Source organism: Rhodosalinus sp. FB01 (assembly GCF_041365715.1).
Lineage (GTDB): Bacteria > Pseudomonadota > Alphaproteobacteria > Rhodobacterales > Rhodobacteraceae > Rhodosalinus.
On record NZ_JBGFSH010000012.1, the window covers coordinates 55,608 to 78,995 of the forward strand.

General features: G+C 69.9%; 21 protein-coding genes. 8 read left to right on the plus strand and 13 right to left on the minus strand.

All coding sequences use genetic code 11. The features are described from left to right. Positions 1 to 4: 4 nt before the first annotated feature. Positions 5 to 2,044: a capsular polysaccharide biosynthesis protein gene (locus AB6A65_RS14940; RefSeq protein WP_371039192.1), complete on the plus strand. Its 2,040-nt coding sequence runs from the start codon at positions 5 to 7 to the stop codon at positions 2,042 to 2,044. Positions 2,045 to 2,077: 33 nt separating this feature from the next. Here the strand turns inward: AB6A65_RS14940 and ribD are convergent, their stop codons facing one another. The 10 genes from ribD to AB6A65_RS14990 form a co-directional block, all read right to left on the minus strand. After that, positions 2,078 to 3,172, minus strand: a complete 1,095-nt coding sequence (gene ribD, locus AB6A65_RS14945; RefSeq protein WP_371039193.1) for a bifunctional diaminohydroxyphosphoribosylaminopyrimidine deaminase/5-amino-6-(5-phosphoribosylamino)uracil reductase RibD — start codon at positions 3,170 to 3,172, stop codon at positions 2,078 to 2,080. Continuing rightward, positions 3,169 to 3,648 (minus strand): transcriptional regulator NrdR, encoded by a 480-nt coding sequence (gene nrdR / locus AB6A65_RS14950; RefSeq protein WP_371039194.1) that lies wholly within the window; start codon positions 3,646 to 3,648, stop codon positions 3,169 to 3,171. Before nrdR ends, ribD begins: the two co-directional genes overlap by 4 nt. A gap of 497 nt (positions 3,649 to 4,145) precedes the next feature. Next, positions 4,146 to 4,436 (minus strand): HlyU family transcriptional regulator, encoded by a 291-nt coding sequence (locus AB6A65_RS14955; protein ID WP_371039195.1) that lies wholly within the window; start codon positions 4,434 to 4,436, stop codon positions 4,146 to 4,148. Position 4,437: 1 nt separating this feature from the next. After that, positions 4,438 to 6,444 (minus strand): RNA polymerase sigma factor RpoD, encoded by a 2,007-nt coding sequence (rpoD, locus tag AB6A65_RS14960; protein WP_371039196.1) that lies wholly within the window; start codon positions 6,442 to 6,444, stop codon positions 4,438 to 4,440. A 111-nt stretch (positions 6,445 to 6,555) separates the two neighbouring features. Continuing rightward, complete coding sequence (gene dnaG / locus AB6A65_RS14965; protein ID WP_371039197.1) at positions 6,556 to 8,502, minus strand: DNA primase; 1,947 nt, start codon at positions 8,500 to 8,502, stop codon at positions 6,556 to 6,558. A gap of 79 nt (positions 8,503 to 8,581) precedes the next feature. Continuing rightward, positions 8,582 to 8,881 carry a hypothetical protein gene (locus tag AB6A65_RS14970; protein ID WP_371039198.1) on the minus strand — a complete coding sequence of 100 codons (300 nt, stop codon included), beginning with the start codon at positions 8,879 to 8,881 and terminating at the stop codon, positions 8,582 to 8,584. Positions 8,882 to 8,934: 53 nt separating this feature from the next. Then, positions 8,935 to 9,486 carry a sarcosine oxidase subunit gamma gene (locus tag AB6A65_RS14975; protein WP_371039199.1) on the minus strand — a complete coding sequence of 184 codons (552 nt, stop codon included), beginning with the start codon at positions 9,484 to 9,486 and terminating at the stop codon, positions 8,935 to 8,937. Continuing rightward, positions 9,479 to 12,418, minus strand: a complete 2,940-nt coding sequence (locus AB6A65_RS14980) for a sarcosine oxidase subunit alpha family protein (protein ID WP_371039200.1) — start codon at positions 12,416 to 12,418, stop codon at positions 9,479 to 9,481. The genes AB6A65_RS14975 and AB6A65_RS14980 overlap by 8 nt, the downstream gene beginning before the upstream one ends. Continuing rightward, positions 12,415 to 12,693, minus strand: coding sequence for a sarcosine oxidase subunit delta (locus AB6A65_RS14985; RefSeq protein WP_371039201.1), 279 nt, complete (start codon positions 12,691 to 12,693; stop codon positions 12,415 to 12,417). The genes AB6A65_RS14980 and AB6A65_RS14985 overlap by 4 nt, the downstream gene beginning before the upstream one ends. A 96-nt stretch (positions 12,694 to 12,789) precedes the next feature. Then, on the minus strand, positions 12,790 to 14,043 hold the full coding sequence (locus AB6A65_RS14990; RefSeq protein WP_371039202.1) for a sarcosine oxidase subunit beta family protein: 1,254 nt from the start codon (positions 14,041 to 14,043) through the stop codon (positions 12,790 to 12,792). A gap of 199 nt (positions 14,044 to 14,242) precedes the next feature. Here AB6A65_RS14990 and AB6A65_RS14995 point away from each other — a divergent pair, with 199 nt between their 5' ends. Then, positions 14,243 to 14,719 carry a hypothetical protein gene (locus tag AB6A65_RS14995; RefSeq protein WP_371039203.1) on the plus strand — a complete coding sequence of 159 codons (477 nt, stop codon included), beginning with the start codon at positions 14,243 to 14,245 and terminating at the stop codon, positions 14,717 to 14,719. Between the two features lie 12 nt (positions 14,720 to 14,731). On the opposite strand, the gene AB6A65_RS15000 is transcribed toward AB6A65_RS14995, so the two are convergent. After that, the gene (locus AB6A65_RS15000; protein ID WP_371039204.1) at positions 14,732 to 16,165 is read right to left on the minus strand and encodes a Glu/Leu/Phe/Val dehydrogenase; all 1,434 of its coding nucleotides are present in this window, start codon (positions 16,163 to 16,165) and stop codon (positions 14,732 to 14,734) included. Positions 16,166 to 16,621: 456 nt separating this feature from the next. Between AB6A65_RS15000 and AB6A65_RS15005 the strand changes: the two genes are divergently transcribed. From AB6A65_RS15005 to AB6A65_RS15015, 3 genes are read left to right on the plus strand one after another with little or no spacing between them, the layout of a single operon-like run. After that, positions 16,622 to 18,283 carry a pilus assembly protein TadG-related protein gene (locus AB6A65_RS15005; RefSeq protein WP_371039205.1) on the plus strand — a complete coding sequence of 554 codons (1,662 nt, stop codon included), beginning with the start codon at positions 16,622 to 16,624 and terminating at the stop codon, positions 18,281 to 18,283. Between the two features lie 50 nt (positions 18,284 to 18,333). Next, on the plus strand, positions 18,334 to 18,810 hold the full coding sequence (locus tag AB6A65_RS15010; protein WP_371039206.1) for a TadE/TadG family type IV pilus assembly protein: 477 nt from the start codon (positions 18,334 to 18,336) through the stop codon (positions 18,808 to 18,810). A gap of 13 nt (positions 18,811 to 18,823) precedes the next feature. Then, a complete protein-coding gene (locus AB6A65_RS15015) occupies positions 18,824 to 19,378 on the plus strand; it encodes a TadE/TadG family type IV pilus assembly protein (RefSeq protein WP_371039207.1) in 555 nt (184 codons plus the stop codon). A gap of 6 nt (positions 19,379 to 19,384) precedes the next feature. Here the strand turns inward: AB6A65_RS15015 and AB6A65_RS15020 are convergent, their stop codons facing one another. After that, positions 19,385 to 19,879, minus strand: coding sequence for a hypothetical protein (locus tag AB6A65_RS15020; protein WP_371039208.1), 495 nt, complete (start codon positions 19,877 to 19,879; stop codon positions 19,385 to 19,387). A 167-nt stretch (positions 19,880 to 20,046) separates the two neighbouring features. Between AB6A65_RS15020 and AB6A65_RS15025 the strand changes: the two genes are divergently transcribed. Next, positions 20,047 to 20,955: a pirin family protein gene (locus tag AB6A65_RS15025; RefSeq protein WP_371039209.1), complete on the plus strand. Its 909-nt coding sequence runs from the start codon at positions 20,047 to 20,049 to the stop codon at positions 20,953 to 20,955. 45 nt (positions 20,956 to 21,000) lie between these two features. Here the strand turns inward: AB6A65_RS15025 and AB6A65_RS15030 are convergent, their stop codons facing one another. Then, positions 21,001 to 21,591 (minus strand): TetR/AcrR family transcriptional regulator, encoded by a 591-nt coding sequence (locus AB6A65_RS15030; protein WP_371039210.1) that lies wholly within the window; start codon positions 21,589 to 21,591, stop codon positions 21,001 to 21,003. A gap of 104 nt (positions 21,592 to 21,695) precedes the next feature. Between AB6A65_RS15030 and AB6A65_RS15035 the strand changes: the two genes are divergently transcribed. Then, positions 21,696 to 21,998, plus strand: a complete 303-nt coding sequence (locus AB6A65_RS15035) for a hypothetical protein (RefSeq protein ID WP_371039211.1) — start codon at positions 21,696 to 21,698, stop codon at positions 21,996 to 21,998. Between the two features lie 103 nt (positions 21,999 to 22,101). Further along, a complete protein-coding gene (locus tag AB6A65_RS15040) occupies positions 22,102 to 23,388 on the plus strand; it encodes a homoserine dehydrogenase (protein ID WP_371039212.1) in 1,287 nt (428 codons plus the stop codon).

Here is a 23,388-nt window from a genome sequence, read left to right on the forward strand (position 1 = left end):
CGACATGCCGCAGGCGCACACGCCCGGCGCCGGGGAGACTGCTCCCCGGCACCTTTTCGTTTATAACGGCGGCTTCCTGCGCCGGCCCGCGCTCCGGCGCATCCTGGCGGCGGCCGGGTACCGCGTCACCACGGGCCTTCCCGGGCCGGACGATCTGGTGGCCGTCTGGGGGCAAAGCCCCACCGCGCGGCGCGGCGAGGCCGTGGCGCGGCGGCGGGGCGCGGGGCTTCTTCGGATCGAGGACGCGTTCCTGCGCTCGCTCCATCCGGGGCGCTCGGGCGGCGAGGCGCCGCTGGGGCTGCTGCTCGACCGTTCGGGCGTGCATTTCGACCCGTCCGTGCCGTCCGACCTCGAGACGCTGCTCGCCACGCATCCGCTGGACGATGCGGCGCTTCTGTCACGGGCGCGGGACATCGTGGCCCGCCTGCGCGGCGCGCATCTCACGAAATATGCCGCCGTCGATCCCGGCATCGCGCCACCCCCGCCCGGCTACGTGCTCGTCGTGGACCAGGTTGCCGGCGACGCGTCCGGGCGGGCAAGCGGGGCCGATCGCGGGCGGTTCCTCGAGATGCTCGCCTTCGCGCAGGAAGAGCACCCGGGCGCGCGGGTGATCGTCAAGACCCATCCCGAAACGCGGGAGGGACGACGGCCGGGCCACTTCTTCGACGAGGATGCGCGCGGGCGCGTGACGCTTCACGACGAACCGATCTCGCCCTGGGTCCTTCTGGAGGGCGCGGTCGGGGTCTACACGGTCTCCTCGCAGCTGGGGTTCGAGGCGATCTTCGCCGGCCACCGCCCGCGCGTCTTCGGACAGCCCTTCTACGCGGGCTGGGGCCTGACCGAGGACGACCGTCCGGTACCCCGCCGGGAGCGCAGGCTCACCCGCGCCCAACTCGCCGCGGCGGCGCTCGTTCTCTACCCGGTCTGGTTCGATCCCTTCCGCGACCGCCGCGCGACGCCCGAAGAGGCGCTCGACGCGTTCGAGGCGGCGGCGCGCGCGTGGCGCGAGGACCACAGGGGCTGGGTCGCCTCGGGCATCCGCCTTTGGAAACGTCCCGCGGTGAGCGCCTTCTTCGGCGAGCCGCGCGGCGTCGTCTTCGAGGACGACCCGGGCCGCGCCGCGCCGCGGGCCCGACAGGACGGCCGCCGCCTCATGGTGTGGGCGAGCCGGGCGGACGTGCTTCCCGAAGATGCGGTACAGGTGGAAGACGGGTTCCTGCGCTCGCGCGGGCTCGGGGCCGAGCTGGTGCCGCCGCTGTCGCTCGTCACCGACGATCTGGGGATCTACTACGATCCCGGCCGCGAAAGCCGGCTCGAACGGCTGATCGCGGCCTCGGCCGATCTTCGCCCCGACGAGCTTGCCCGGGCCGAGCGCTTGCGCAGGCGGCTGGTGGCCGCGGGCCTTACGAAATACAATCTCGGCGGGGCGCGCCCCGCGCTGCCGGACGGCCGGCGCATCCTCGTGCCCGGGCAGGTCGAGGACGACGCCTCCGTCAGGGCCGGGGCCGGAGCGCTGTGCACCAACCTCGAGCTGCTTCGCGCCACGCGGGAGGCGAACCCGGACGCGGTCCTGCTCTACAAGCCGCACCCGGACGTGGAGGCGGGCCTTCGGCCGGGCGAGCTGGCGCCGGAGGCGGTGCACGAGATCGCCGACGCGGTGCTGGAGCACGCCGACCCCGCCGCGCTTCTGGCCGGGGTGGACGAGGTCTGGACGCTCACCTCCGGCCTGGGATTCGAGGCGCTGCTGCGGCGCGTGCCTGTCGTGACGCTGGGCGCGCCGTTCTACGCGGGCTGGGGGCTGACCCGGGATCTCGGGCCCGTGCCGCCGCGGCGGCGTGCGCGCGTGTCCCTCGACGGGCTGGTGCACGCCGCGCTCATCGCCTACCCGCGATACCACGATCCCGTCACCGGACGGCCCTGCCCGCCGGAGGTGGCGCTCGACCGCCTGTCCGGGGGGCCCGGTCCGCGTCCCGGCCCCGCCCTGCGGACCCTCTCGAAGCTGCAGGGGCTCTTCGCGGGGCAGGCCCGCCTCTGGCGCGGTTAGCCAGGCGGGCCGACGGCGGCGGCGGCGTCGGGCTCAGGGTTTCTGCCAGACATGCAGGACATCGGCGCCGAGGGCGCGCGTCTCCATGAGGCGAAAGCGCGGCGCGTCCTCCAGCCGCTCCACGCCCAGTGCGCCGAAGACCGGCTGACCCTCCGCGCCGAGCGCGACGCCCGCTGTCACCCCGGCCAGCACGTCCACCAGATCGGCCGCGAGCAGCGAGGCCGCGAGCGCGCCGCCGCCTTCGCAGAAGACGCGCGTGATCCCCTCGCGCCCCAGGGCCTGCAGCACGGCCTGGGGGTCGAGCTGCCCGCCCGACACCGCGCAAGGCAGCAGCCGCGCGCCCAACCCGCCCCAGGCGCGCACGAGCTGGGCGTCCGCATCCGCGCCATGACAGACCCAGACCGGCACGTCCCGCGCGGTCTGCGCAAGCTGGCCCATGAGCGGCAGATCGAGCCGGCGCGACACCACGACCCGCACCGGCTGATGGGCGACGCCAAGCCCCCGGACCGTCAGCGCGGGATCGTCGGCCCGCGCCGTGCCCGCCCCCACCATCACCGCGTCGTGGCGGGCGCGCATCCCGTGCACCCAGCGCCGCGCAGCGGCACCGGTGATCCAGCGGCTCTCGCCCGTCGCGGTGGCGATGCGCCCGTCGAAGGACGCGGCGAGTTTCAGCGTGACGAGGGGGCGCCCCTGCTCCACCCGGCGGAAGAAACCCGCATGATCGGCGCCCGCGGCCTCGGCCAGGACACCCGTCGTGACCTCCACGCCGCGGCGGCGCAACGCCTCGAACCCCTGCCCCGCGACGCGCGGATCGGGATCCGTCAGGGGCGCGACCACGCGCGCCACCCCCGCGTCGGCAAGGGCAAGCGCGCAAGGCGGCGTGCGGCCCTCATGGGCGCAAGGCTCCAGCGTGACGTAGGCCGTGGCACCCTGCGCCGCGGCCCCGGCCTCTGCCAGCGCCTCGGTCTCGGCATGGGGGCGGCCGCCGGGCCGGGTCCAGCCGCGCCCCACCACGCGGCCGTTTCGGACGATGATGCACCCCACCGCCGGGTTCGGCCAGACGCGCCCCTGACCGCGCCGCCCGAGCGTGAGCGCCACGCGCATCCAGCGGGCGTCGCCCCCGGTCATGACTTGTCTTCGACCTCCGCGCCCATCTTCGGACGCAGCTCGGACATGAAGTCCTCGAAGTCCTCGACCGCCTGGAAGTTCTTGTAGACGGAAGCGAAGCGCACATAGGCCACGGTGTCGATCCGCGCCAGCGTTTCCATCACGATCTCACCGATCACCTTGGAGGGGATGTCCGTCTCGCCCATGCTCTCCAGGCGGCGGACGATCCCGCTGATCATCTGGTCCACGCGCTCGGGATCGATCGGGCGTTTCTGCAGGGCGATGCGGATCGAGCGTTCGAGCTTGTCGCGGTCGAAATCCTCGCGCCGCCCGTTCGACTTGATGACCACCAGGTCGCGAAGCTGCACCCGCTCATAGGTAGTGAACCGACCCCCGCAGGCCGGGCAGAACCGTCGCCGCCGGATCGAGACGTGATCCTCCGCGGGCCGCGAGTCCTTCACCTGCGTGTCGATGTTTCCACAAAACGGGCAGCGCATGGGCCATCCCCCTCGGTTGTCTCTGCCTCTGCCTCTGGGGTGTTTCCCCCAGTTCGACACTATCACTATAGGCAGGCCGCCAGATCGCGGGTAGCCCAAAACAGGACGCGCCATATCTCCTTTCCGGGCCGTTGCAATCGCGCCCCTCCGGCGCGGGGCCGACGTCGCGCGCGGCCTTTCCCGGCGGCGTCCCGCCATGCGACGCCCACGAGCGCACGACCTTTTTCGCCGCCGTCAGGGGCGAGCGCACGCCGGACGCCCCGCGGCCCTTTGACGATTTCGCGGGGTTACCGGCCGCGCAAAGCCTCGCCCGCGGTTCACGTCGTCGATCTGGCGCGCGAGGACAGCAGGGCCGGCCCGGACATGACGGCACCGCGGGCCCGCGAAACTCCTTGCCGGTGACATCGAAGGGCGGTGCGCCGCCCGCCGCAAGGAGGCGCAACGCGCGGAGATCCGCCGTTCGGGCGTTCGCTCAGACGAGGCGGCGCGGGCCGGTCTCAGCTGTCGAAGATGCGCATGCCCTGCTGGTCGATCAACAGCCGGGCCTTACGAAGCGAGGCGTCGCGCGCGGTGGCCTCGTTCTCGATGGTGTCGGCCCGGATCATCCGGTGCACCTTCACCGCGCCGTCCACCTCTGTCTCGATGCGCGCGCCGACGCGCCACCCGGCGCCGTCGCGCACTGGATCCGCGAAGATGCGGAAGCCGTCATGCTCCACCGGCTCGGGCCCGGCTTCGGGCCGGGGCTCGGGCGCGCCGCCGCCGCCGAAGAGACGCGACAGGATGGACATGCTACTGATCGAGGAACGAGCGCAGCTTGCGCGAGCGGCTCGGATGCTTGAGCTTGCGCAGCGCCTTGGCCTCGATCTGGCGGATGCGCTCTCGGGTGACCGAGAACTGCTGGCCCACCTCCTCGAGCGTGTGGTCGGTGTTCATCCCGATGCCGAAGCGCATACGCAGCACCCGTTCCTCGCGCGGGGTGAGCGAGGAGAGCACCCGCGTCGTCGTCTCACGGAGATTGTCCTGAATCGCGGCGTCGAGGGGCAGGACCGCGTTCTTGTCCTCGATGAAATCGCCGAGCTGGCTGTCCTCCTCGTCGCCGATGGGCGTTTCGAGGGAGATCGGCTCCTTGGCGATCTTCATCACCTTGCGGACCTTCTCGAGCGGCATCTGGAGCTTTTCCGCCAGCTCCTCCGGCGTGGGCTCGCGGCCGATCTCGTGCAGCATCTGGCGCGAGGTGCGCACCAGCTTGTTGATCGTCTCGATCATGTGCACGGGGATGCGGATGGTGCGTGCCTGGTCCGCGATCGAGCGGGTGATCGCCTGACGGATCCACCAGGTCGCGTAGGTCGAGAACTTGTAGCCGCGGCGATATTCGAACTTGTCCACGGCCTTCATCAGGCCGATGTTGCCTTCCTGGATCAGGTCGAGGAACTGCAGGCCGCGGTTGGTGTATTTCTTGGCGATGGAGATCACGAGACGCAGGTTCGCCTCCACCATCTCCTTCTTGGCCTGCCGGGCCTCCTTCTCGCCTTTCTGGACCTGCGCCACGATGCGGCGGAATTCCGAGATGTCGAGGCCGACATACTGGCCCACCTGCGCCATGTCGGCGCGCAACTCGGCCGCCTTGTCGGCGGAGCGCTCGAGGAAGGACTGCCAGCCACGGCCGGGTTTCTGAGAGATACGCTCGAGCCAGGTGGGATCGAGTTCGTAGCCGCGATAGGCGTCGATGAAGTCGCGCCGGTTGATCCGCGCCTGGTCGGCGAGTTTCACCATCGCGCTGTCGATGGACATGATCCGGCGGTTGATGCCGTAAAGCTGGTCGACCAGCGCCTCGATGCGGTTGTTGTGCAGGTGCAGCGAGTTGACCAGCTGCACGATCTCGGCGCGAAGGGTCTGATAGGCGCTCTCTTCGGTGTCGCTGAAGGCGCCGTCCTCGTTCAGCGTCGCCGAGATGCGCGCGTCCTGCATGTGACGCAGCTTCTCGAAATCCTCGGCGATGCGGTCGAGCGTCTCGAGCACGCGGGGCTTCAGCGCCGCCTCCATCGCGGCCAGCGACATGTTGGCCTGCTCTTCCTCGTCGTCCTCGTCCTCGCGCGCGATCGGGTTGCCGTCGGCGTCGAGTTCGGGCTGCTCCTCGGATTGCGCGCGCTGCGCCTGGGGTTGAGGCTGGGCCGCCACGGTCCCGCTGTCGACCACGGGGGCGTCCGCCTCCTCGTCACCGAGCTGGTTTCCGAAGGTCGTCTCGAGGTCGATGACGTCGCGAAGCAGAATGTCCTCGGACAGAAGCTCGTCCCGCCAGATCGTGATGGCCTGGAAGGTCAGCGGGCTCTCGCACAGCCCCGCGATCATCGTGTTGCGGCCGGCCTCGATCCGCTTGGCGATGGCGATCTCGCCCTCGCGCGACAGGAGTTCGACCGACCCCATCTCGCGCAGATACATGCGCACCGGGTCGTCGGTGCGATCGAGCTTCTCGCTTTCGGACCCGGCCACGGCCACGTCCTTGGAGGTCGACGCCTGGACCAGATCGGTCGAACCCTTGTCGTCGTCGTCCTCGACCTCTTCCTCCTCGATGATGTTGATGCCCATCTCAGAGAGCATCGACATCACGTCCTCGATCTGCTCGGACGAGACCTGGTCGGGCGGCAGAACCTGGTTGAGCTGGTCGTAAGTGATGTAGCCGCGCTCGCGCGCCTCGCCGATCATCTTCTTGACCGCTGCCTGGCTCATGTCGAGCGTCAGGGCGGCCTCCTGATCCTGGTCCTCGGGCTTGCGGTCGTCGGTATCCTTGGCGGCCATTCAGATCTCCCGGCTGACAGGGTCGATTCGGTTAACGCGAATCAATAGCGCGGCGCGGCGATTCGGACACCCCGCGCAGGTCGGTTTTTCGCGGGCTGTCGTGGCCCGACCTCACTTGCGGCCCTTGCTGTCCGCAATACTGTCGAGCAGCGCCCGAAGCGTGTCTCGTTCGGCTCGGCTGACGCGGGCGCCGTTTGGGCCAGTTTCATACTCGACCTTGTCCTCATGTCCAATGCGCGTGGCGCGGTGGTTGGCCTCTGCTGCCTGGCCAAGACGCCATGTCAGCGTCTCGTCGGCCACCTGCGCCAGATCCTCTTCCGCTTCCCGGATCTCCATCTGCAGCCCGCGAATCGCGTCGAGCTTTGCGAACTCCTCCGACAGTGTCTGGCGCGCCAGCTCCACATCCCCCGGCCGGCGCAGACACGGCGTTACCGCCACATGGTCCGTGGCGGCCAGCCTTTCAAGGGGCTCTGTCCCGAGCGTCGCCTCGATCGCCGCGCGCAACTCCGCCGCGTCGGCATCAGGGCGGGCAAGCAGCGCCGTGCGCAGCGCGTCGTGATCGGGGTCTCGGCACTCCAGCGCCTCGAGCGGTGCGGCCACCTCCTCGATCAGCGCGGGATGGGCCAGCAGCGTGGCCAGAATCACCGCCTCGCGCAGATGCCCCGTCACCTCGTCCCCGGCCGAGACCAGCAGCGACTGCCGCGTGCTGGACATCGGCGACAGGGATCGCTGGCCGCTGCCAGGGCGTACGCGCCCGCCGAATCCTTGCCGCGCCGGGCGGAAAAGCTCCCAACGCAGGGACCGGAAGGCCTCGCCGTAATGCGTGCGGATCGACGGATCCCGGATGCGGCCCACCGCGGCGCGCAGCGCCTTGTCGAGCGCGGCCCTGCGCTCGGGGCTGTCGAGCGAGCGGCCCTCGGTCTCGCGCCGCCAGAGCAGGCGCACCATCGGCAGCGCCTCGTCGAGGAGCTTGCGCAGCGCGGCCGGCCCCTGCGCGCGCAGCAGATCGTCCGGATCCTGCCCCGGCGGCATCAACGCGAAGCGCAGCCCCTTGCCCGCCTCCAGAAGCGGCAGCGCGAGATCGATCAGGCGATAGGCGGCCTGAAGCCCGGCGCGGTCGCCGTCGAGCGCGACCACCGGTTCGTCCGCGATCCGCCACAAAAGCCCCAGCTGGGTTTCCGTGATCGCCGTTCCGAGCGGCGCCACCGCCGCCTCTAACCCGTGGGTGACGAGTGCGATCACGTCCATGTAGCCCTCGGCCACGACGAGCGGCTGCCCCTTGCCCGCCGCCTCGCGCGCGGGGGCGTGGTTGTAGAGGTTGCGCGACTTGTCGAAGAGGGGCGTCGCGGGAGAGTTGAGGTATTTCGCGCGGGCTTGCGGGGACATCGCCCGCCCGCCCAGGGCGATGGCACGTCCCCGCGGATCGCGGATCGGAAAGACGATGCGGTCGCGGAAGCGATCGTAGGGCGCGCCGCCATCGTCGGGCTTGGCGCAAAGCCCGGCCTCCACGATCAGGTCGTCCGCCACCCCCTTATCCCGGAGATGACGGTAAAGCCCTTGGCGCGCGTCCGGCGCGAAGCCGATCTCGAAACGCGACAGCGCCGCGTCGTCGAGGCCGCGGCGGGCGAGATAGGCCCGCGCCTCGGCCGCCGCGCCGGTGGAGAGCTGGAGCCGGAAATGCCGCACCGCCTGCTCCATCACGTCGGCGAGCTCGGCGTTGCGGTCGGCCTTCTCCTTCGCCTGCGGGTCACGGGCGGGCATCGGCAAGCCCGCCTCGCGGGCGAGGATCTCGACGGCCTCCATGAAATCGACGTTTTCCGTCTCGCGGACGAAGGAGATGGCATCGCCCTTCGCGTGACAGCCGAAGCAATAGTAGAAGCCCTTGCGGTCGTCGACGTGGAAACTGGCCGTCTTTTCCTGGTGGAACGGGCACGGCGCCCACATGTCGCCCTTGGCCTGGTTCGATTTCCGGTTGTCCCACAGAACCTTGCGGCCCACGACCTGCGCGAGGCTGGTGCGGGGGCGCAATTCGTCGAGGAATCCGGGGGGCAGGCTCATGGCCCGAATATCGGCCGCACGGGCGCCTCTGTCCAGCGTCGCCCGTGAAAGGATCAGGCAGCGCCGCGGCCGGTCGGGGTCACTGGTTCAGGCAGGCGGCCTCGTAGGTGTCGGCCACGTCGGCGCCGAGCTGCCCCTCGGGAAGCGACCAGACCCATTCCACGATGAGCGGCACCGCCTCTGCATAGGCCTCGGCCCGGCCTTCGAGCGCGCCGGCCACGGCCTGCGTGGCGGCCTCGGGCGCCTCTCCCGCGCTTCGCTGCTCCACCGCCGCGGCGACGATGCTCGCCTGTGCGGCACAGTCCTCCGGACCGGTTTGCGCGGCGGCGGCCAGGGGGGTGAAAAGCGCGGCGGCGACAGTCAGGGTCAGGCGGGTCATGGAACCTCCTCGGGATGCGTCCCGTCAGGACATAACGCGCGGGCGCCCGCCTGTCACCCGGCGCGGCGGGCCGCGATGCCTTCCATCGCCTGGCGAAGCTCGTGAACGAGCGTCTGCGCCATGGAGCGGAACGCCATGATCCGGATCGCCTCGGGCCCGGTCCGCACGAGGCTCACGTTCATGTGGCCGAGAAGCGTGCGCGCGGCAAAGCCCTCCGGGAAGGCGGAGGGCCGCAGGTCGACCGGCACGAGCCGCGCGAGCGCCTCCGGCCCGTCCGCCCCGGAAAGTGTCACCACAGCCCAGGCGTCGGACTGGTCGGTGAGCGCGGCGTGCTCGGCAAGCGACGCGTCGGGCACAGGGCCCATGAGCATCGCCTGGTCGTGGCCCGTCCAGACCACGGCGGCGTCCGCCCCCAGAACGGCGCGGCCCGGATCGGGCCAGCCGAGACCATGCGCCGTCTCGAGCGCTTTGCCCAGCGCCGCCGCGCCGTCCGGCCCGGGCATGAGCGAGGTGAGGTGCCCCGGCGTCACCTCGGTGAGCCGCAGGCCGCCCGTTTCCACCGGCAGAAGCCCGTCGCAGGGCGTGAGGGGAGGCAATTCAGCCACGGATCCGCTCTCCTTCCGGGTCGAACTGGACGGGGTCCTGCACCCGGCAGGCCACGCGCCGCCCGCGCAGGTGGTCCACCATCATCACCGTCTCGCCATGCCGCGCGCGGCCGTTGCGCAGGAAGCCGAGCCCCAGCCAGCAGCCGAAGGTGGGCGACGGCCCCACGGAGGTGACGTAGCCTTGGGAATTCTCGCGCACGGGCGCCGCGCCCTCCTCGAAAAGATGCGCACCGGCCCCGAGCGGGCGCGCCGCGTCGAGCGGGCGCAGCCCGACGAGTTGTTCGCGGTGATCGCCGACGAGGCCCGGCCGCTCGGAGGCGGCCTTGCCCACGCAGTCCTTCTTCGCGCTCACCATCCGCGTCATGCCGATGTCGAAGGCGGTGGTGCGCCCGTGGATCTCGGCATGGGTGATGAAGCCCTTCTCGATCCGGAGCACGTTGAGCGCCTCCATCCCGTAGGGCCCGCCGCCCAGCGCCTCTGCACGGGCCACCAGCGTGCGGAAGAGCGCGTCGCCGTATCGCGCGGGCCCCGCGACCTCGTAGCCCTGCTCGCCCGAGAAGGAGATGCGGAAGAGCCGCCCCGCCGCGCCCAGCACGGAGACCGGCCCGCATCCCATGAAGGGGAAGGCGTCGCTGTCGAGGCCGCCATCGACGATCCCGTCGAGGAGTTCCGCCGCCCGCGGGCCGGCCACGGCGAACTGCGCCCACTGCTCCGTCACCGAGACGAAGCGCACGTCGAGCTCGGGCCGCAGACCCTGGTGCACGAATTCGAGGTGGCGCATCACCTCCCCCGCCGCCGCGGTGGTGGTGGTCATCAGGTAGTGCGTTTCTCCGAGCCGCGCGGTGGTACCGTCGTCCATGACGTGGCCGTCCTCGCGCAGCATGAGCCCGTAGCGGACCCGCCCCTCCTTCAGCGTCGAGAAGGTGTTGGCGTAGACGAAGTCGAGGAAGGCCGCGGCGTCGGACCCCTGGATGTCGATCTTGCCCAGGGTGGAGACGTCCGCCACGCCCACCGCCTCGCGCACCATCGTCACCTCGCGCGCGCAGGCGGGCTGCCAGCCGGTCTCGCCCGGCTGCGGGAAATAGCTCGGCCGGTACCAGAGACCCGCCTCGATCATCGGGGCGCCGCGCTCGAGGCTCGCGCGGTGGCTCGTGGTGAACCGCTCGGGCGCGAAGCCCTTGCCCTGGGCGCCCGCGCCCATCGCGGCGATGGAGACGGGCACGAAGGGCGGGCGGAACGTCGTGGTGCCGGTCTCGGGGATGCCGCGCCCGGTCGCGTCGGCAAGGACGGCCAGCGCGGCGACGTTGGAGTTCTTGCCCTGGTCGGGCGCCATGCCCTGGGTGGTGTAGCGCTTCATGTGCTCGACGGAGCGGTAGTTCTCCTGCGCCGCGAGCTTCACGTCCTTCACCGTCACGTCGTTCTGGAAATCGAGCCAGGCGCGCCCCTTGCCCGGCACCGCCCAGAGCGGCCGCAGCCGGTACGGCGCGTCCTCGGCCTCGGGCAGCGGGATGTCGGGAAGCTGCCGTCCGAGATCGGCAAGCGCGCCGGCCGCAGTCCGCAGCCCGCCCGCGAGACAGCCGTGGGTGGAGAAATCGCCCGCGCAGGCGCCCGCGGGAATCAGCCCCGGCACCGCGCCCTCGGCCGGCACGAAGGCGGCGATGTCCTCGCGCCAGGCCGGGCGGCCGTTCATGTGGCAGGTCAGGTGAACCGACGGGTTCCAGCCCCCCGACATGGCCAGGCACTGCGTCCGGATGCGCTCGATGCGGCCGTTCTCCAGCCGGATCGTGACGGACTCGAGCCCGTCCCGGTCGCCTTCGGTGCCGCAGACCACCGCGCCGCGAAAGACGCGCACGCCCTCGGGGCCGCGCGCGTCGGTGCGGCTGTCCACCAGCGCGGCCACGTGCACACCCGCGGCCTGCAGGTCGCGCACGGTTCGGTGGGCGTCGTCGTTGTTGCCGAAGACGACGACGGAGCGGCCCGCCGCGACGCCCCAGCGGTTGAGGTAGGCGCGCACCGCCGAGGCGGTCATGATGCCGGGGCGGTCGTTGTTCGCGAAGGCGACCGGACGTTCGAGCGCGCCCGCCGCGAGGATCGCGCGCTTTGCCACGATCCGCCAGAAACACTCCTGCGGCAGCGTTGCGGGCGGGTCGGCGCGGTGGCTCGCCAGCCGTTCGAGCGCGCCGTAGGTGCCCTGGTCGTAGGCGCCCGTCACGGTGGTGCGCGGCATCAGCCGCACATTATCCATCCCGGCAAGCTCGGCCAGGACCTCGCGCGCCCAGCCGTGGGCAGGCTGGCCGCCGACCTCTTCGGTCTCGGCGAGAAGGCGGCCGCCCATCTCTGCGTTCTCGTCGGCGAGGATCACGTCCGCGCCCGCGCGCCCCGCGGCAAGCGCCGCCATCAGCCCTGCCGGCCCCGCCCCGATCACCAGCAGATCGCAGAACGCGAAGGCCTTCTCGTAGCGGTCGGGATTGTGCGCGCGCGAGAGCGCGCCGAGTCCGGCCGCGCGGCGGATCGCGGGCTCGTAGAGCTTCTCCCAGAAGCTGCGGGGCCACATGAAGGTCTTGTAGTAGAACCCCGCGCCCAGGAAGGGCGCGAAGAGGTCGTTGACGCTCAGCAGATCCCACGAAAGCGACGGCCAGCGGTTCTGGCTGCGCGCCTCGAGCCCCTCGTAGAGCTCCTGCATGGTGGCGCGGATGTTGGGCTCCTCCGCGGCGCCCCGGCCGATCGTCACCAGCGCGTTGGGCTCCTCCGAGCCGGCGGTCAGCACGCCGCGCGGGCGGTGATACTTGAAGCTGCGCCCGATCAGGCGGATCCCGTTCCCGAGCAGCGCGGCCGACAGCGGCTCGCCCGCGCGGCCGCGATAGTCCACCCCGTCGAAGCGGAAGGAGACCGTGGGCGCCTCCGCGTTGCGTCCTGCCCCGGCGACCCTCATGCCGCGCCCTCCCCGGCGGTCACGTCGCGGGCGAGCGCGGCGGAGAAAACCTCGTGCGTGCGCGTGTCCCGCTCGACCACGAGCCACGCGGCGCAGCCCGCCTCGTGATACCAGAGGTCGCGGGTGCGCCCGGCCGGGTTCTCGCGGTTGTGCAGGTAGTCGTCCCATGCCTCCGCGCCCGCGTCCGGCGCGGGCCGGTCAAGCGCCACCGCCGCGCCCTTGTAGGTGAACTCGCGCAGGTCGCGCGCGCCGCAGAGGGGGCAGTCTATGCGCATCGGCCCGTCATCCCTTCGCCGTTCGCGGGCCGCACCGCCGTCCGCCCGCCCGTCACCGCAACTCTCGCGCCCGCAGCATGCCGCATCGTCCGCCCCTCAGTGCAGATTGTGCTGAGAGCCCGTGCCCTCTTCGTCCATCAGCCCCTGCCCGGTCCGGAACCGGTCGAGGCGGTAGCCCGCCGCCGGCGCGTGGTGCCGGTCGGTGGCCATCAGGTGCGCGAAGGAGAAGCCCGAGCCCGGCACCGCCTTGAAGCCGCCGTAGCACCAGCCGCAATTGAGGTAGAGCCCCTCCACCGGCGCCTTGTCGATGATCGGCGAGCCGTCGGGCGTCATGTCCATGATGCCGCCCCAGCTGCGCAGAACCCGCGCCTTGCCGATCATCGGCATCAGCGTCATGCCCGCCTCCATCACGTGCTCCACCATGGGCAGGTTCCCCCGCGCCGCGTAGGAGGCGTAGAAGTCGAGGTCGCCGCCGAACACCAGCCCGCCCTTGTCGGACTGGCTGATGTAGAAGTGCCCCATGCCGAAGCTCACGACGTGGTCGATCACGGGCTTCAGCCCCTCGGTGACGAAGGCCTGCAGGATGTGGCTTTCGATCGGCAGGCGCAGCCCGGCCATCGCGGCGACCTGGCTCGAGCGTCCGGCGACGACGATGCCCAGCTTCTTGGCGCGGATCGCCCCGCGGGTGGTCTGAACGCCCGTCACGCGGTCGCCCTCGATGTCGATGCCCGTCACCTCGCAGTTCTGGATCAGGTCCACACCGCGCCGGTCCGCGCCGCGGGCGTAGCCCCACGCCACGGCGGCGTGACGCGCGGTGCCGCCGCGCGGGTGCAGCAGGCCGCCGTAGATCGGAAAGCGGGTGTTGTCGAAATCAAGGTAGGGCAGGTGTTTGCGCACGCCTTCGCGGTCGAGCAGGATCGCGTCGTCGCCCTGGTTGATCATCGCGTTGCCGCGGCGGGCGAAGGCGGCGCGCTGGCCGTCCGAGTGGAAGAGATTGATGAGCCCGCGCTGCGAGTGCATCACGTTGTAGTTCAACTCGTCCTCCAGCCCTTCCCAGAGCTTGAGGGAATGCGAGTAGAATTCCGAGTTTCCCGGCAGGAAGTAGTTGGCGCGCACGATGGTCGTGTTCCGGCCCACGTTCCCGCCGCCGATGTAGCCCTTCTCGAGCACCGCCACGTTGGTCAGGCCATGCTCCTTGGCCAGGTAGTACGCGGTGGCCAGGCCATGGCCGCCCCCGCCGACGATGACGATATCGTATTCCGGCTTCGGTTCGGGGTCGCGCCAGTGCGGCGCCCCGCCCCGATTGCCTGCAAGGCCCTCCCGGAAAACCCGGAACCCCGAAAACCGCATCATCCGCTCCTTCGCGCGCCGCACCGCCGGCCGGCCCGACTGAACCAATTCGGCCCCGTGATAGCAATGGGGCAACAGGTCTGCCCAATCGCTTTTCGACAAATCGGGGCCGATCCGCGACTGCGCGTTGCGCGACATCAATGCACACGCCGTCTCGTGCCTGCATTCTGGGCAGGATCGCAACCGGGACGGGGGGATCATGGGCGGTATCGTCGTGTGCTACTCGCTTGGCGGGACGACGCGGAAGGTCTGCGAGCGGATCGCGGAGCTCACCGGAGCGCCGCTGCACCAGCTTGCGGCGCCGGGACCGGGGCCCGGCCCGCTGGCCTTCGTGGTCTGGAGCATGCGCACCGTCTTCGGAACGGCCACGCCCGTGGAAGCGCCCGACGCGCTCGACCCCGGCAGCGCGGACTGGGCCGTGCTGGCGGCCCCGCTCTGGGTCGGAAAGCCCGCGCTGCCAATGTCGCGCTGGCTCGACACCCGGCCCGCCCTGCCCGACCGGATCGGCCTCGTGATCACCAGCGGTGCTGCGAAGCGCCCCGATGGCGCCTTCAGGCAAATGGCGGCCGAGGCCCGGCGGCGGCCGGCCGCGACGCTTCACCTTCCCGAGGGCCGCGTCGGAAAGAGTTCCGCAGCCACCGAGATCGCCACGTTCTGCGACACCATGACCGGCTGACGCGCCGCCGGCCTAGAGCCCCTTGGCGCGATAGCTCGCGGCCACGCGGTCGATCGACACCAGGTAGGCGGCGGTCCGCAGGTCCTGCACGTCCTCGCGTGCGTGCCAGACCTCGCGCATCTTCTGGTAGGCGGTGCGCATCGTGTCGTCGAGCCCCGAGCGGACGAGTTCCTGCTCGTCGGCACCGCGCAGATACCGTTTCTTGAAATCGGGCGACAGGTTCCAGGCGTCGCCCAGCATGTGGTCGAGCCGCTCGAGCTCGCGCACGATGAGTTCGTGACGCGCCTCTTCCTGCCTGCGCTGCATCCGGCCGAAGCGGATGTGGCTGAGGTTCTTGACCCACTCGAAATAGCTGACCGTGACGCCGCCGGCATTGGCGTACATGTCGGGGATGATGACGCAGCCCTTCTGGCGCAGGATGTCGTCCGCGCCCGCCGTCACGGGACCGTTCGCCGCCTCGATGATGAGCGGTGCCTTGATCCGCTCGGCGTTGCCCATGTTGATCACGCCCTCGAGCGCCGCGGGGATCAGGATGTCGCACTCCGTCTCGAGCAGCGTCGCGCCCTCGGCGGTGTGCGTGGCGTCCGGGAACCCCGTGACGCCGCCATGCTTGAGGATCCACGCCCGCACCGCGTCCACGTCGAGCCCGGCGGGATTGTAGAGCGCGCCGTCCCGCTCGACGATCCCGGTGATGCGGCAGCCGTCCTCGCCGGACAGGAAGCTGGCGGCGTGGTAGCCAACGTTGCCGAGGCCCTGCACGATCACGCGCTTGCCGTCCAGCCCGCCCTCGAGACCGGCCTCGGCGACGTCCTCGGGATGGCGGAAGAACTCGCGCAGCGCGTATTGCACGCCGCGTCCGGTGGCCTCCACCCGGCCGGCGATTCCCCCGCCGTCGAGCGGCTTGCCGGTGACGCAGGCGCGCGCGTTGATGTCGGTGGTGTTCATCCGGTTGTACTGGTCCGCGATCCAGGACATCTCGCGCTCGCTGGTTCCCATGTCGGGTGCCGGCACGTTCTGCGCGGGATTGATCAGGTCGCGCTTGATGAGTTCGTAGGCGAAGCGGCGGGTGATCCGCTCTAGCTCGTCCTCCTCGTATTCGCGCGGATCGATGCAGAGCCCGCCCTTCGAGCCGCCGAACGGCGCCTCCACCAGCGCGCATTTGTAGGTCATCAGCGCGGCCAGCGCCTCGACCTCGTCCTGGTTCACCGCCAGGGAATAGCGGATGCCGCCCTTCACGGGCTCCATGTGCTCCGAATGCACCGACCGGTACCCGGTGAAGGTCTGGATCTGCCCGCGCAGGCGCACGCCGAAGCGCACGGTATAGGTGGCGTTGCAGACGCGGATCTTCTCCTCGAGACCGGGCGGCAGGTCCATGAGCGCCACCGCCCGGTTGAACATCAGGTCCACGCTCTCGCGGAAGCTCGGTTCGCGAATCGGCGCCGTCATTTTCACTGTCCTCCCCTGGCGGTTCCTGGCAGTCCCCGCGCAACGCGCCCGAGTCGTGCCGCTCTTTTCCGCCGACCGTAGGATGCCCGCGCGTCCAGATGCGAGGGATTTTTTGCCGGCCTTCGCCCCGCGGACCGGCAGAAACGATTCGGGTGTCGCCCGGCGGGATCGTTTCCGCACTCCGGAGTTTCCAGCGGGAACGCCGGATTTGTTAACCTTTGCAGCGCAATTGCAGCGCAATGACGCCCGAAGTGGCGCGGTGTCGTCCAATTTCCGCCACTTTTCAGAGTAATAAAAAGGTCTGCGCGCTGGGCTGGGGGCTTGGCAAGGGTAGCGATCATGGTGGAATTGGCACGAGGGCAGCGTTTCCTGGACGCGTGCCGCAAGGCGTCGTCCAAGAGTGAAACAGCGATCGCGCGGTGCTTCGGCCGCTTCGGCCGGGACGAACGCGGCGGGATGGCGATCTGGTCGATCTACATGTTCCTCATGATGCTCATGGTCGCGGGGATCGGCGTCGACTTCATGCTCAACGAGATGAAGCGCACGCGCCTTCAGGCCACGCTCGACCGGGCCGTGCTGGCCGCGGCCGACCTCGATCAGACGCTCTCGCCCAAGGGCGTCGTGCAAAGCTATTTCGACAAGTCCGGAATGGGCGACTTCCTCGCCGAGACTGCGGTGACGGATGGCCTGAATTTCCGCTCCGTATCGGCAGACGCGTCGAGCCAGACCAGGACGCTCTTCATCGACATGCTCGGCATCGACTACCTCAGCGCCCCGGCCGTGGGCACCGCGGAGGAGGAGATCCCCAACATCGAGATCTCGCTCATTCTCGATATCTCGGGCTCCATGCGCTACAACAATCGCATGAACAACCTCAAGCCGGCGGCGGAGGAGTTCATCAGCACAGTGCTGCGCGGTAACGCGGCGGACACGACCTCGGTCAACGTCGTTCCCTATGCCGGGCAGACGAACCCCGGCCCGGTGATGTTCGATTACCTGAACGGCGTCCGTTACCACGAAACCGGGGCGGACCACTTCCCGGAATGGGCGCAGGACATCTCGAACGTCGTGTTCTACTACGACACGGAAGAGCCGTTCGGAACGGTCGACGAGGACGACTTCGCGGTGAAGATCGACGGTTTCCCGGACAGCGGCACCGGAACGCATATCAGCAACGACCTCGACGATTTCTTCCACCTCGCGCGGTCCTACATCGCCTCGCAGGCGCCGGACCTGGATCAAAGCCGCATGACCGTCGGCGTTTCTATCAAGGGCGGACGTCAGGCCACCGAGTACTACGCCTACGAGGAGGGCGGCACGGCCGCGCCCGACAGCGGCCCGACCGATTTCCGCGACGTGGACCTAGAACTCAGCTACTCGGACTTCTTCGCCAACCAGTTCCCGAACGTCTCCTCCTGCCTGGAACTTGAATCGGCGGACTTCACGCATTCGGGCCTGCCGCAGACCGGCCTGGGCCAGGTGCCGCACTTCATGTACTGGGACATCGCCGCGAACGTGATGGACTGGGGCTGGTGCCCCGAGGACGATACCCGCATCCAGTATGCGCAGAACGACGAGAGCTCTCTGCGTGGCTTCATCCGGGACATCCGGATGCATGACGGCACGGGGACCCACTATGCGTTGAAGTGGGGTCTCTCGCTGCTCGACCCGGCCACGCGCCCGGCCTTCACGCATCTCGCGGGCCACGGGCAGGTGCCGGCCGACTTCACGGATCGTCCGTCCGACTGGAACGCGGAAGGCTGGCGCAAGGTGATCGTCCTCATGACCGACGGTCAGATCACCGACCAGTACCGCCCGACCGAGCCGATGAACCCCGACAACGCCACCGTCGAACTTCAGAACCAGTCCAGTTCCAAGCGCGAACAACTGTCCTCGCGCTCGACGAACCTCTCGCGGTTCTACGCGCTCTGCAACTTCGCCAAGGACAACGGCGTGACGGTCTACACGATCTCGTTCGAGGCGCCGAGCAACGCCCGAACGGAGATGCGGAACTGCGCCTCCTCGCCCAGCCACTACTTCGACGTCGACGGCCTTGAGATCTCCGACGCCTTCGTCGCGATCGCGAGCCAGATCAACCAGCTGAGGCTTACCCAATGAGACGCGGCAAGTCCCGGCTGGCGCGATGGCTCGGGCGCGAGGATGGGTTCATGACCATCGAGTTCGCGATCTGGATGCCGCTGTTCATGATGATCCTCTACGCGACGATCGAGCTGGGGATCATCACGATGCGCCACGCCATGCTCGAGCGCGGTCTCGACATGGCGGTGCGCGATCTGCGGCTGAGCACCGGTGCGCCGCCGCAATACTCGGATCTTCGGCAGAGCATCTGCGACAACGCGGCGATCATTCCGGACTGCACCAACGCGCTGAAGCTCGAGATGGTGCCCAACGACATGCGCGCCTGGCAATCCCTGCCCGACAAGCCCGACTGCGTGGACCGGTCGGAAGAGGTGAACCCGCTGCGCGAGTGGACGCCCGGCAAGTCGAACGAGCTGATGCTGCTGCGCGCCTGCCTGAAATTCGCGCCGCTCACACCCGCAAGCTGGCTCGGCCAGAACATGGCGTCCGACGCATCGGGCGATGTCGCGCTCGTCGTGAGCTCTGCCTTCGTGCAGGAACCCTGAGGAGTATGGCGGGATGATGACACTTTGGCGCGATCGCCTTCGCTGCTTCCTCGACGAGACGCGGGGCAGCCTGACCGTGGAAGCGGTGATCCTGATGCCCATCATTCTCTGGGCATTCTCGGCCACCTACGTCTTCTTCGACATGTTCCGTCAGAACAGCGTCACCCACAAGGCCGCCTTCACGATCGGCGACATGCTCTCGCGCGAGACGCTGGAGATCACGCCGACCTACCTCGACAACACGCTGACGCTTTTCGACATGCTGACCGACGGGGAGCTCGAAAACCCGGGCGTCCGCGTCTCGGTCGTGCGCTGGGACGAGGACACCCAAAGCTACGACCTGCGCTGGTCCCAATCGCGCGGCGGGGCCGGCGAACTGACGCCGGATCAGGTCGCGGATTGGGACGGCGTCCTGCCGTCGATGGGCGATGAAGAGCAGATCATCCTGGTGCAGACCTGGGCCGACTACAATCCGCTCTTCAGGGTCGGTATCGGCCAGCAGCAGTTCGAGACCTTCGTCTTCACGCGCCCGCGTTTCGCGCCGCAACTCGTTTGGTCGGACAGCTGAGCAGGCTCAGCGATCCCGCTTTGCCAGCCTGAGCGAAATGAGGTCCGCCATCGCGCGGGCCTCTGCGCGTGAGGTCATGCCGCCCACGCCGACCCGGCGGCCGGTGCGCCACCACAGGCCCGGGCGCCAGACCCGGGGGCTTCGCGGCGTGGCAAGGCGCAGAAGAAAGCCGCCGGACGGCTTGAAGGCGAACATCCCGCGATCCAGTCCCTCGATCTCGTCCAGGCGGGCGATCAGCGTGCCGTCCGTATCACGCAACCCCTGGGCGGTCAGTTCCACCGCGCCCGACGTCGCGCGGCGCATCTTCTCGCCGGTCCAGAGCGCGGCTCCCGCCGCGAGGACGAGAAAGACCTGCCAGGCCGGCGCGGGCGGCGCCGCGAGCGCGAGGTAAAGCAGAAGCGCGCCGAGAGCGTAGGTCACGCCCAGCCCGAACCATCGCCGCCCGGGCGAGGGCGCAAGCCGCACCTCCACACTGTCGTGCCGCTCATCCCGCTCGCTCATGCCTGCCCCGTCCGCTGGTTCGACGCCTGCTCTAGCGCGGGCACGCGGCGATGGCGAGGGGCCGGCGACTGTGCGGTGCCGCACACCTGCCCTCTCGCCCCCCGCGTTGCTCGCGGACGCGACGCCCCTTATCTGCCGTGATGTCACATGAATCCGGAGAGAGCGCCATGTCACTCAGACCGACCGTCGAGACCCGCCGCGCGCAGCCGACGCTTGAAGGCGCGGGCGTGCACCTGCACCGCGCCTTCGGTTTCCAGGATCCCTCGGAGCTCGACCCGTTCCTGCTTTTCGACGACTTCCGCAACGACGTGCCCGAGCACTATCAGCGCGGCTTTCCCTGGCACCCGCACCGCGGCATCGAGACGATCACCTATGTGCTCGAGGGCACGGTCGATCACGGCGACAGCCTCGGCAATGTCGGCTCGCTCGGCGCGGGCGACGTGCAGTGGATGACCGCCGGGTCGGGCATCCTGCACCAGGAGATGCCGAAGGGAAACGCGGCGGGTCAGATGCACGGCTTCCAGCTCTGGGCGAACCTGCCGTCGTCGCTGAAGATGACCGCGCCCCGCTATCAGGACGTGAAAGGCACCGACATTCCCGAGGTGATCGACGATGACGGCACGCGCGTGAAGGTGATCGTGGGCGAGTTCTGGGGCAGGACCGGCCCGGTGGACGGCATCGCGGCGGAGCCGCAATATCTCGACATCTTCGTGCCCGCGGGCGTGAAGAAGACCTTCCGCATCGACACCTACCGCCGCGCCTTCGCCTACGTGTTCCACGGCGCGGGCGTCTTCGCCGACGCGAGCCAGCCCGCGGGCGTGCTGCTCGAGAAGGAGATCGCCGGCCAGGAAGTGAACATCCGCGACCTGTCGGGCGACCGCACTCTCGTGCGCTTCGGCACCGGCGACGAGGTGACGGTGCAGGCCGGGCCGGAGGGCATCCGCTTCCTGCTGATCTCGGGCGCGCCGATCCGCGAACCCGTCGCCTGGCATGGGCCGATCGTGATGAACACCCGCGAGGAGATCCTGCAGGCCGTGACCGAGTTGCGGAACGGCACCTTCATCCGGGCCGACTGACCGCGCGCCGGGAGCGGGCCGGGGCGCGGCCCGGCCCCGGATCGGTCAGGCCGGCGCGACCGCCTTGCGCACCATGTCCCAGTGGATCGCCTCCACCTCGGCGAGCGAGAGCCGGCCGCCCGCGCGATACCAGGTGTTCACGCCGTTCAGCATGGCGATGAGGGCGAGCGCGGCGATCTTGGTGTCGGGCACCGCGAAAACGCCCTCGGCATCGCCATCGCGCAGAATGGTTTCCAGAAAGGTCTCGTAATCCCGCCGTAGCCTCTCGATCACGGCGAAATTCTCCGGCTCGAGATTGCGAAGCTCCATGTAGGAGATAAAGACCGCCTTGGGGCGCTCGAGGTGGAACCGGATGTGAAACCGGGTGAACGCCTCGAGCCGCGCGAGCGCCGGGCCCGAGGCGGGCAGCGCCATGCGCGCCGCCAGCAACTCTTCCATGTGATTTTCGAGAAGCGAGAAGAGCAGCGTCTGCTTGTCGGGCGTGTAGCTGTAGAGCGCCCCGGCCTGAACACCCACCTCGGCGGCGATCCGGCGCATCGAGACCGCCGCGTAGCCGTGGCGCGCGAAAAGCTTCAACGCGGCCTCGCGCATCCTCGGGCCGGTCACCCCCGCATGCGATCCTGCCGTGCGTGCCATGGGCGGCAGGATTTACTGAACGCCCGTTCAGATCAACCGCCGCGCTTGCCAGCCCCGCGCGCCCTGAGGCAAGAGGGTGACAGACCCAGCCGGAAAGCCGCCCGATGCGCCCCCGCCTCTTCATGCTCGCCCTGACCGCGCTCGCCGCCTGCACGCAGTTCCCGGACCTCGACGCGGCGGTCGCGCCGGACGTGGCGAACGCGCCCTACCCCCGGCTTCTGCCCATCGAGGAGGTGCTCGGCCCGGACCGCCCGCCCCGCGCCACGCCGGAGGCGGCGGAGCGTCTGTCGCTGCAGGCGGCGGCGTTGCAGGCCCGGGCGCGCACCGCCACGGGCAGCGAGGCCGCGGCGCTCTCGGCGCGGGCGGACGCGCTGCGCCTGCGGGCCGGCGCGCTTCGCGCGGAGTAGGCGTAAGCGCCGCGCGGCGGCTTGGCGTTGCACGCCCGCGGCGATCGGGATAGATCGCGCCGGAAGCCTACCAGGAACGTCCCCACCCGAAAGGAGCCAGCCCATGTCCGATCCCCTGCGTCTCGGCATCGCCGGTCTCGGCACGGTGGGCGCCGGCGTCGTCAAGATCGTGCGCCGCAAGGCCGAACTGCTGGAGGCGCGGACCGGGCGGCCGGTGACGATCTCCGCCGTCTCCGCGCGCACCCGCGACAAGGACCGCGGCGTGAGCCTTGCCGACTACAGCTGGGAGGACGATCCCGTCGCGCTGGCCACGCGCGGCGACGTGGACGTGTTCGTGGAGCTGATGGGCGGCTCGGACGGCCCCGCCAAGGCCGCGACCGAGGCCGCGCTCGCCGCGGGCAAGGACGTGGTCACCGCCAACAAGGCGATGCTCGCCATCCACGGCCAGGCGCTTGCCGAGGCGGCCGAGGCCGCGGGGCGCGTGCTGCGCTTCGAGGCGGCGGTGGCCGGCGGCATCCCGGTCATCAAGTCGCTGACCGAGGGGCTGGCCGGCAACGACCTGACCCGCGTGATGGGCGTGATGAACGGCACCTGCAACTACATCCTGACCCGGATGGAAAGCGCCGGTCTGTCCTACGACACGGTCTTCGACGAGGCGAACCAGCTTGGCTACCTGGAGGCCGACCCCACCCTCGACGTGGGCGGCATCGACGCGGCCCACAAGCTCGCGCTGCTGGCCGCGATCGCCTTCGGCACGCGGGTGGATTTCGACGGGGTCGAGATCGAGGGAATCGAGCGCATCTCCATCGACGACATCCGCCGGGCGCGCGACCTCGGCTTCCGCATCAAGCTTCTGGGCGTAGCGCAGATGACGGGGCGGGGGCTGGAAACCCGCATGTCGCCCTGCCTCGTGCCGGCAAGCTCGCCCATAGGCCAGCTCGAGGGCCCCACGAACATGTGCGTCCTGGAAGGCGACGCGGTGGGCCAGATCGTGCTGCGGGGCGCGGGGGCCGGCGAGGGCCCGACGGCCAGCGCGGTGATGTCCGACGTGCTCGACATCGCGCGGGGCACGCGCGTCTCCACCTTCGGGGTGCCCGCCGCAAGGCTGGCCCACGCCACGCCCGCGCGCACGGCGACGCCCGCGCCCTACTACCTGCGCATGGAACTGAAGGATCGCCCCGGGGCGCTCGCGCAGATCGCCACCGTTCTGGGCGAGGCCGGTATCTCCATCGACCGGATGCGCCAGTACAAGCACGCCGCCGACACCGCCCCGGTGCTGATCGTGACCCACAAGACGGCGCGCGACGCGCTCGATGCGGCGCTGGAGGCCATGCCGGGCACCGGCGTTCTGGCCGGCGAGGTGGTGGCGCTTCGGATCGAAAGCGTCTGA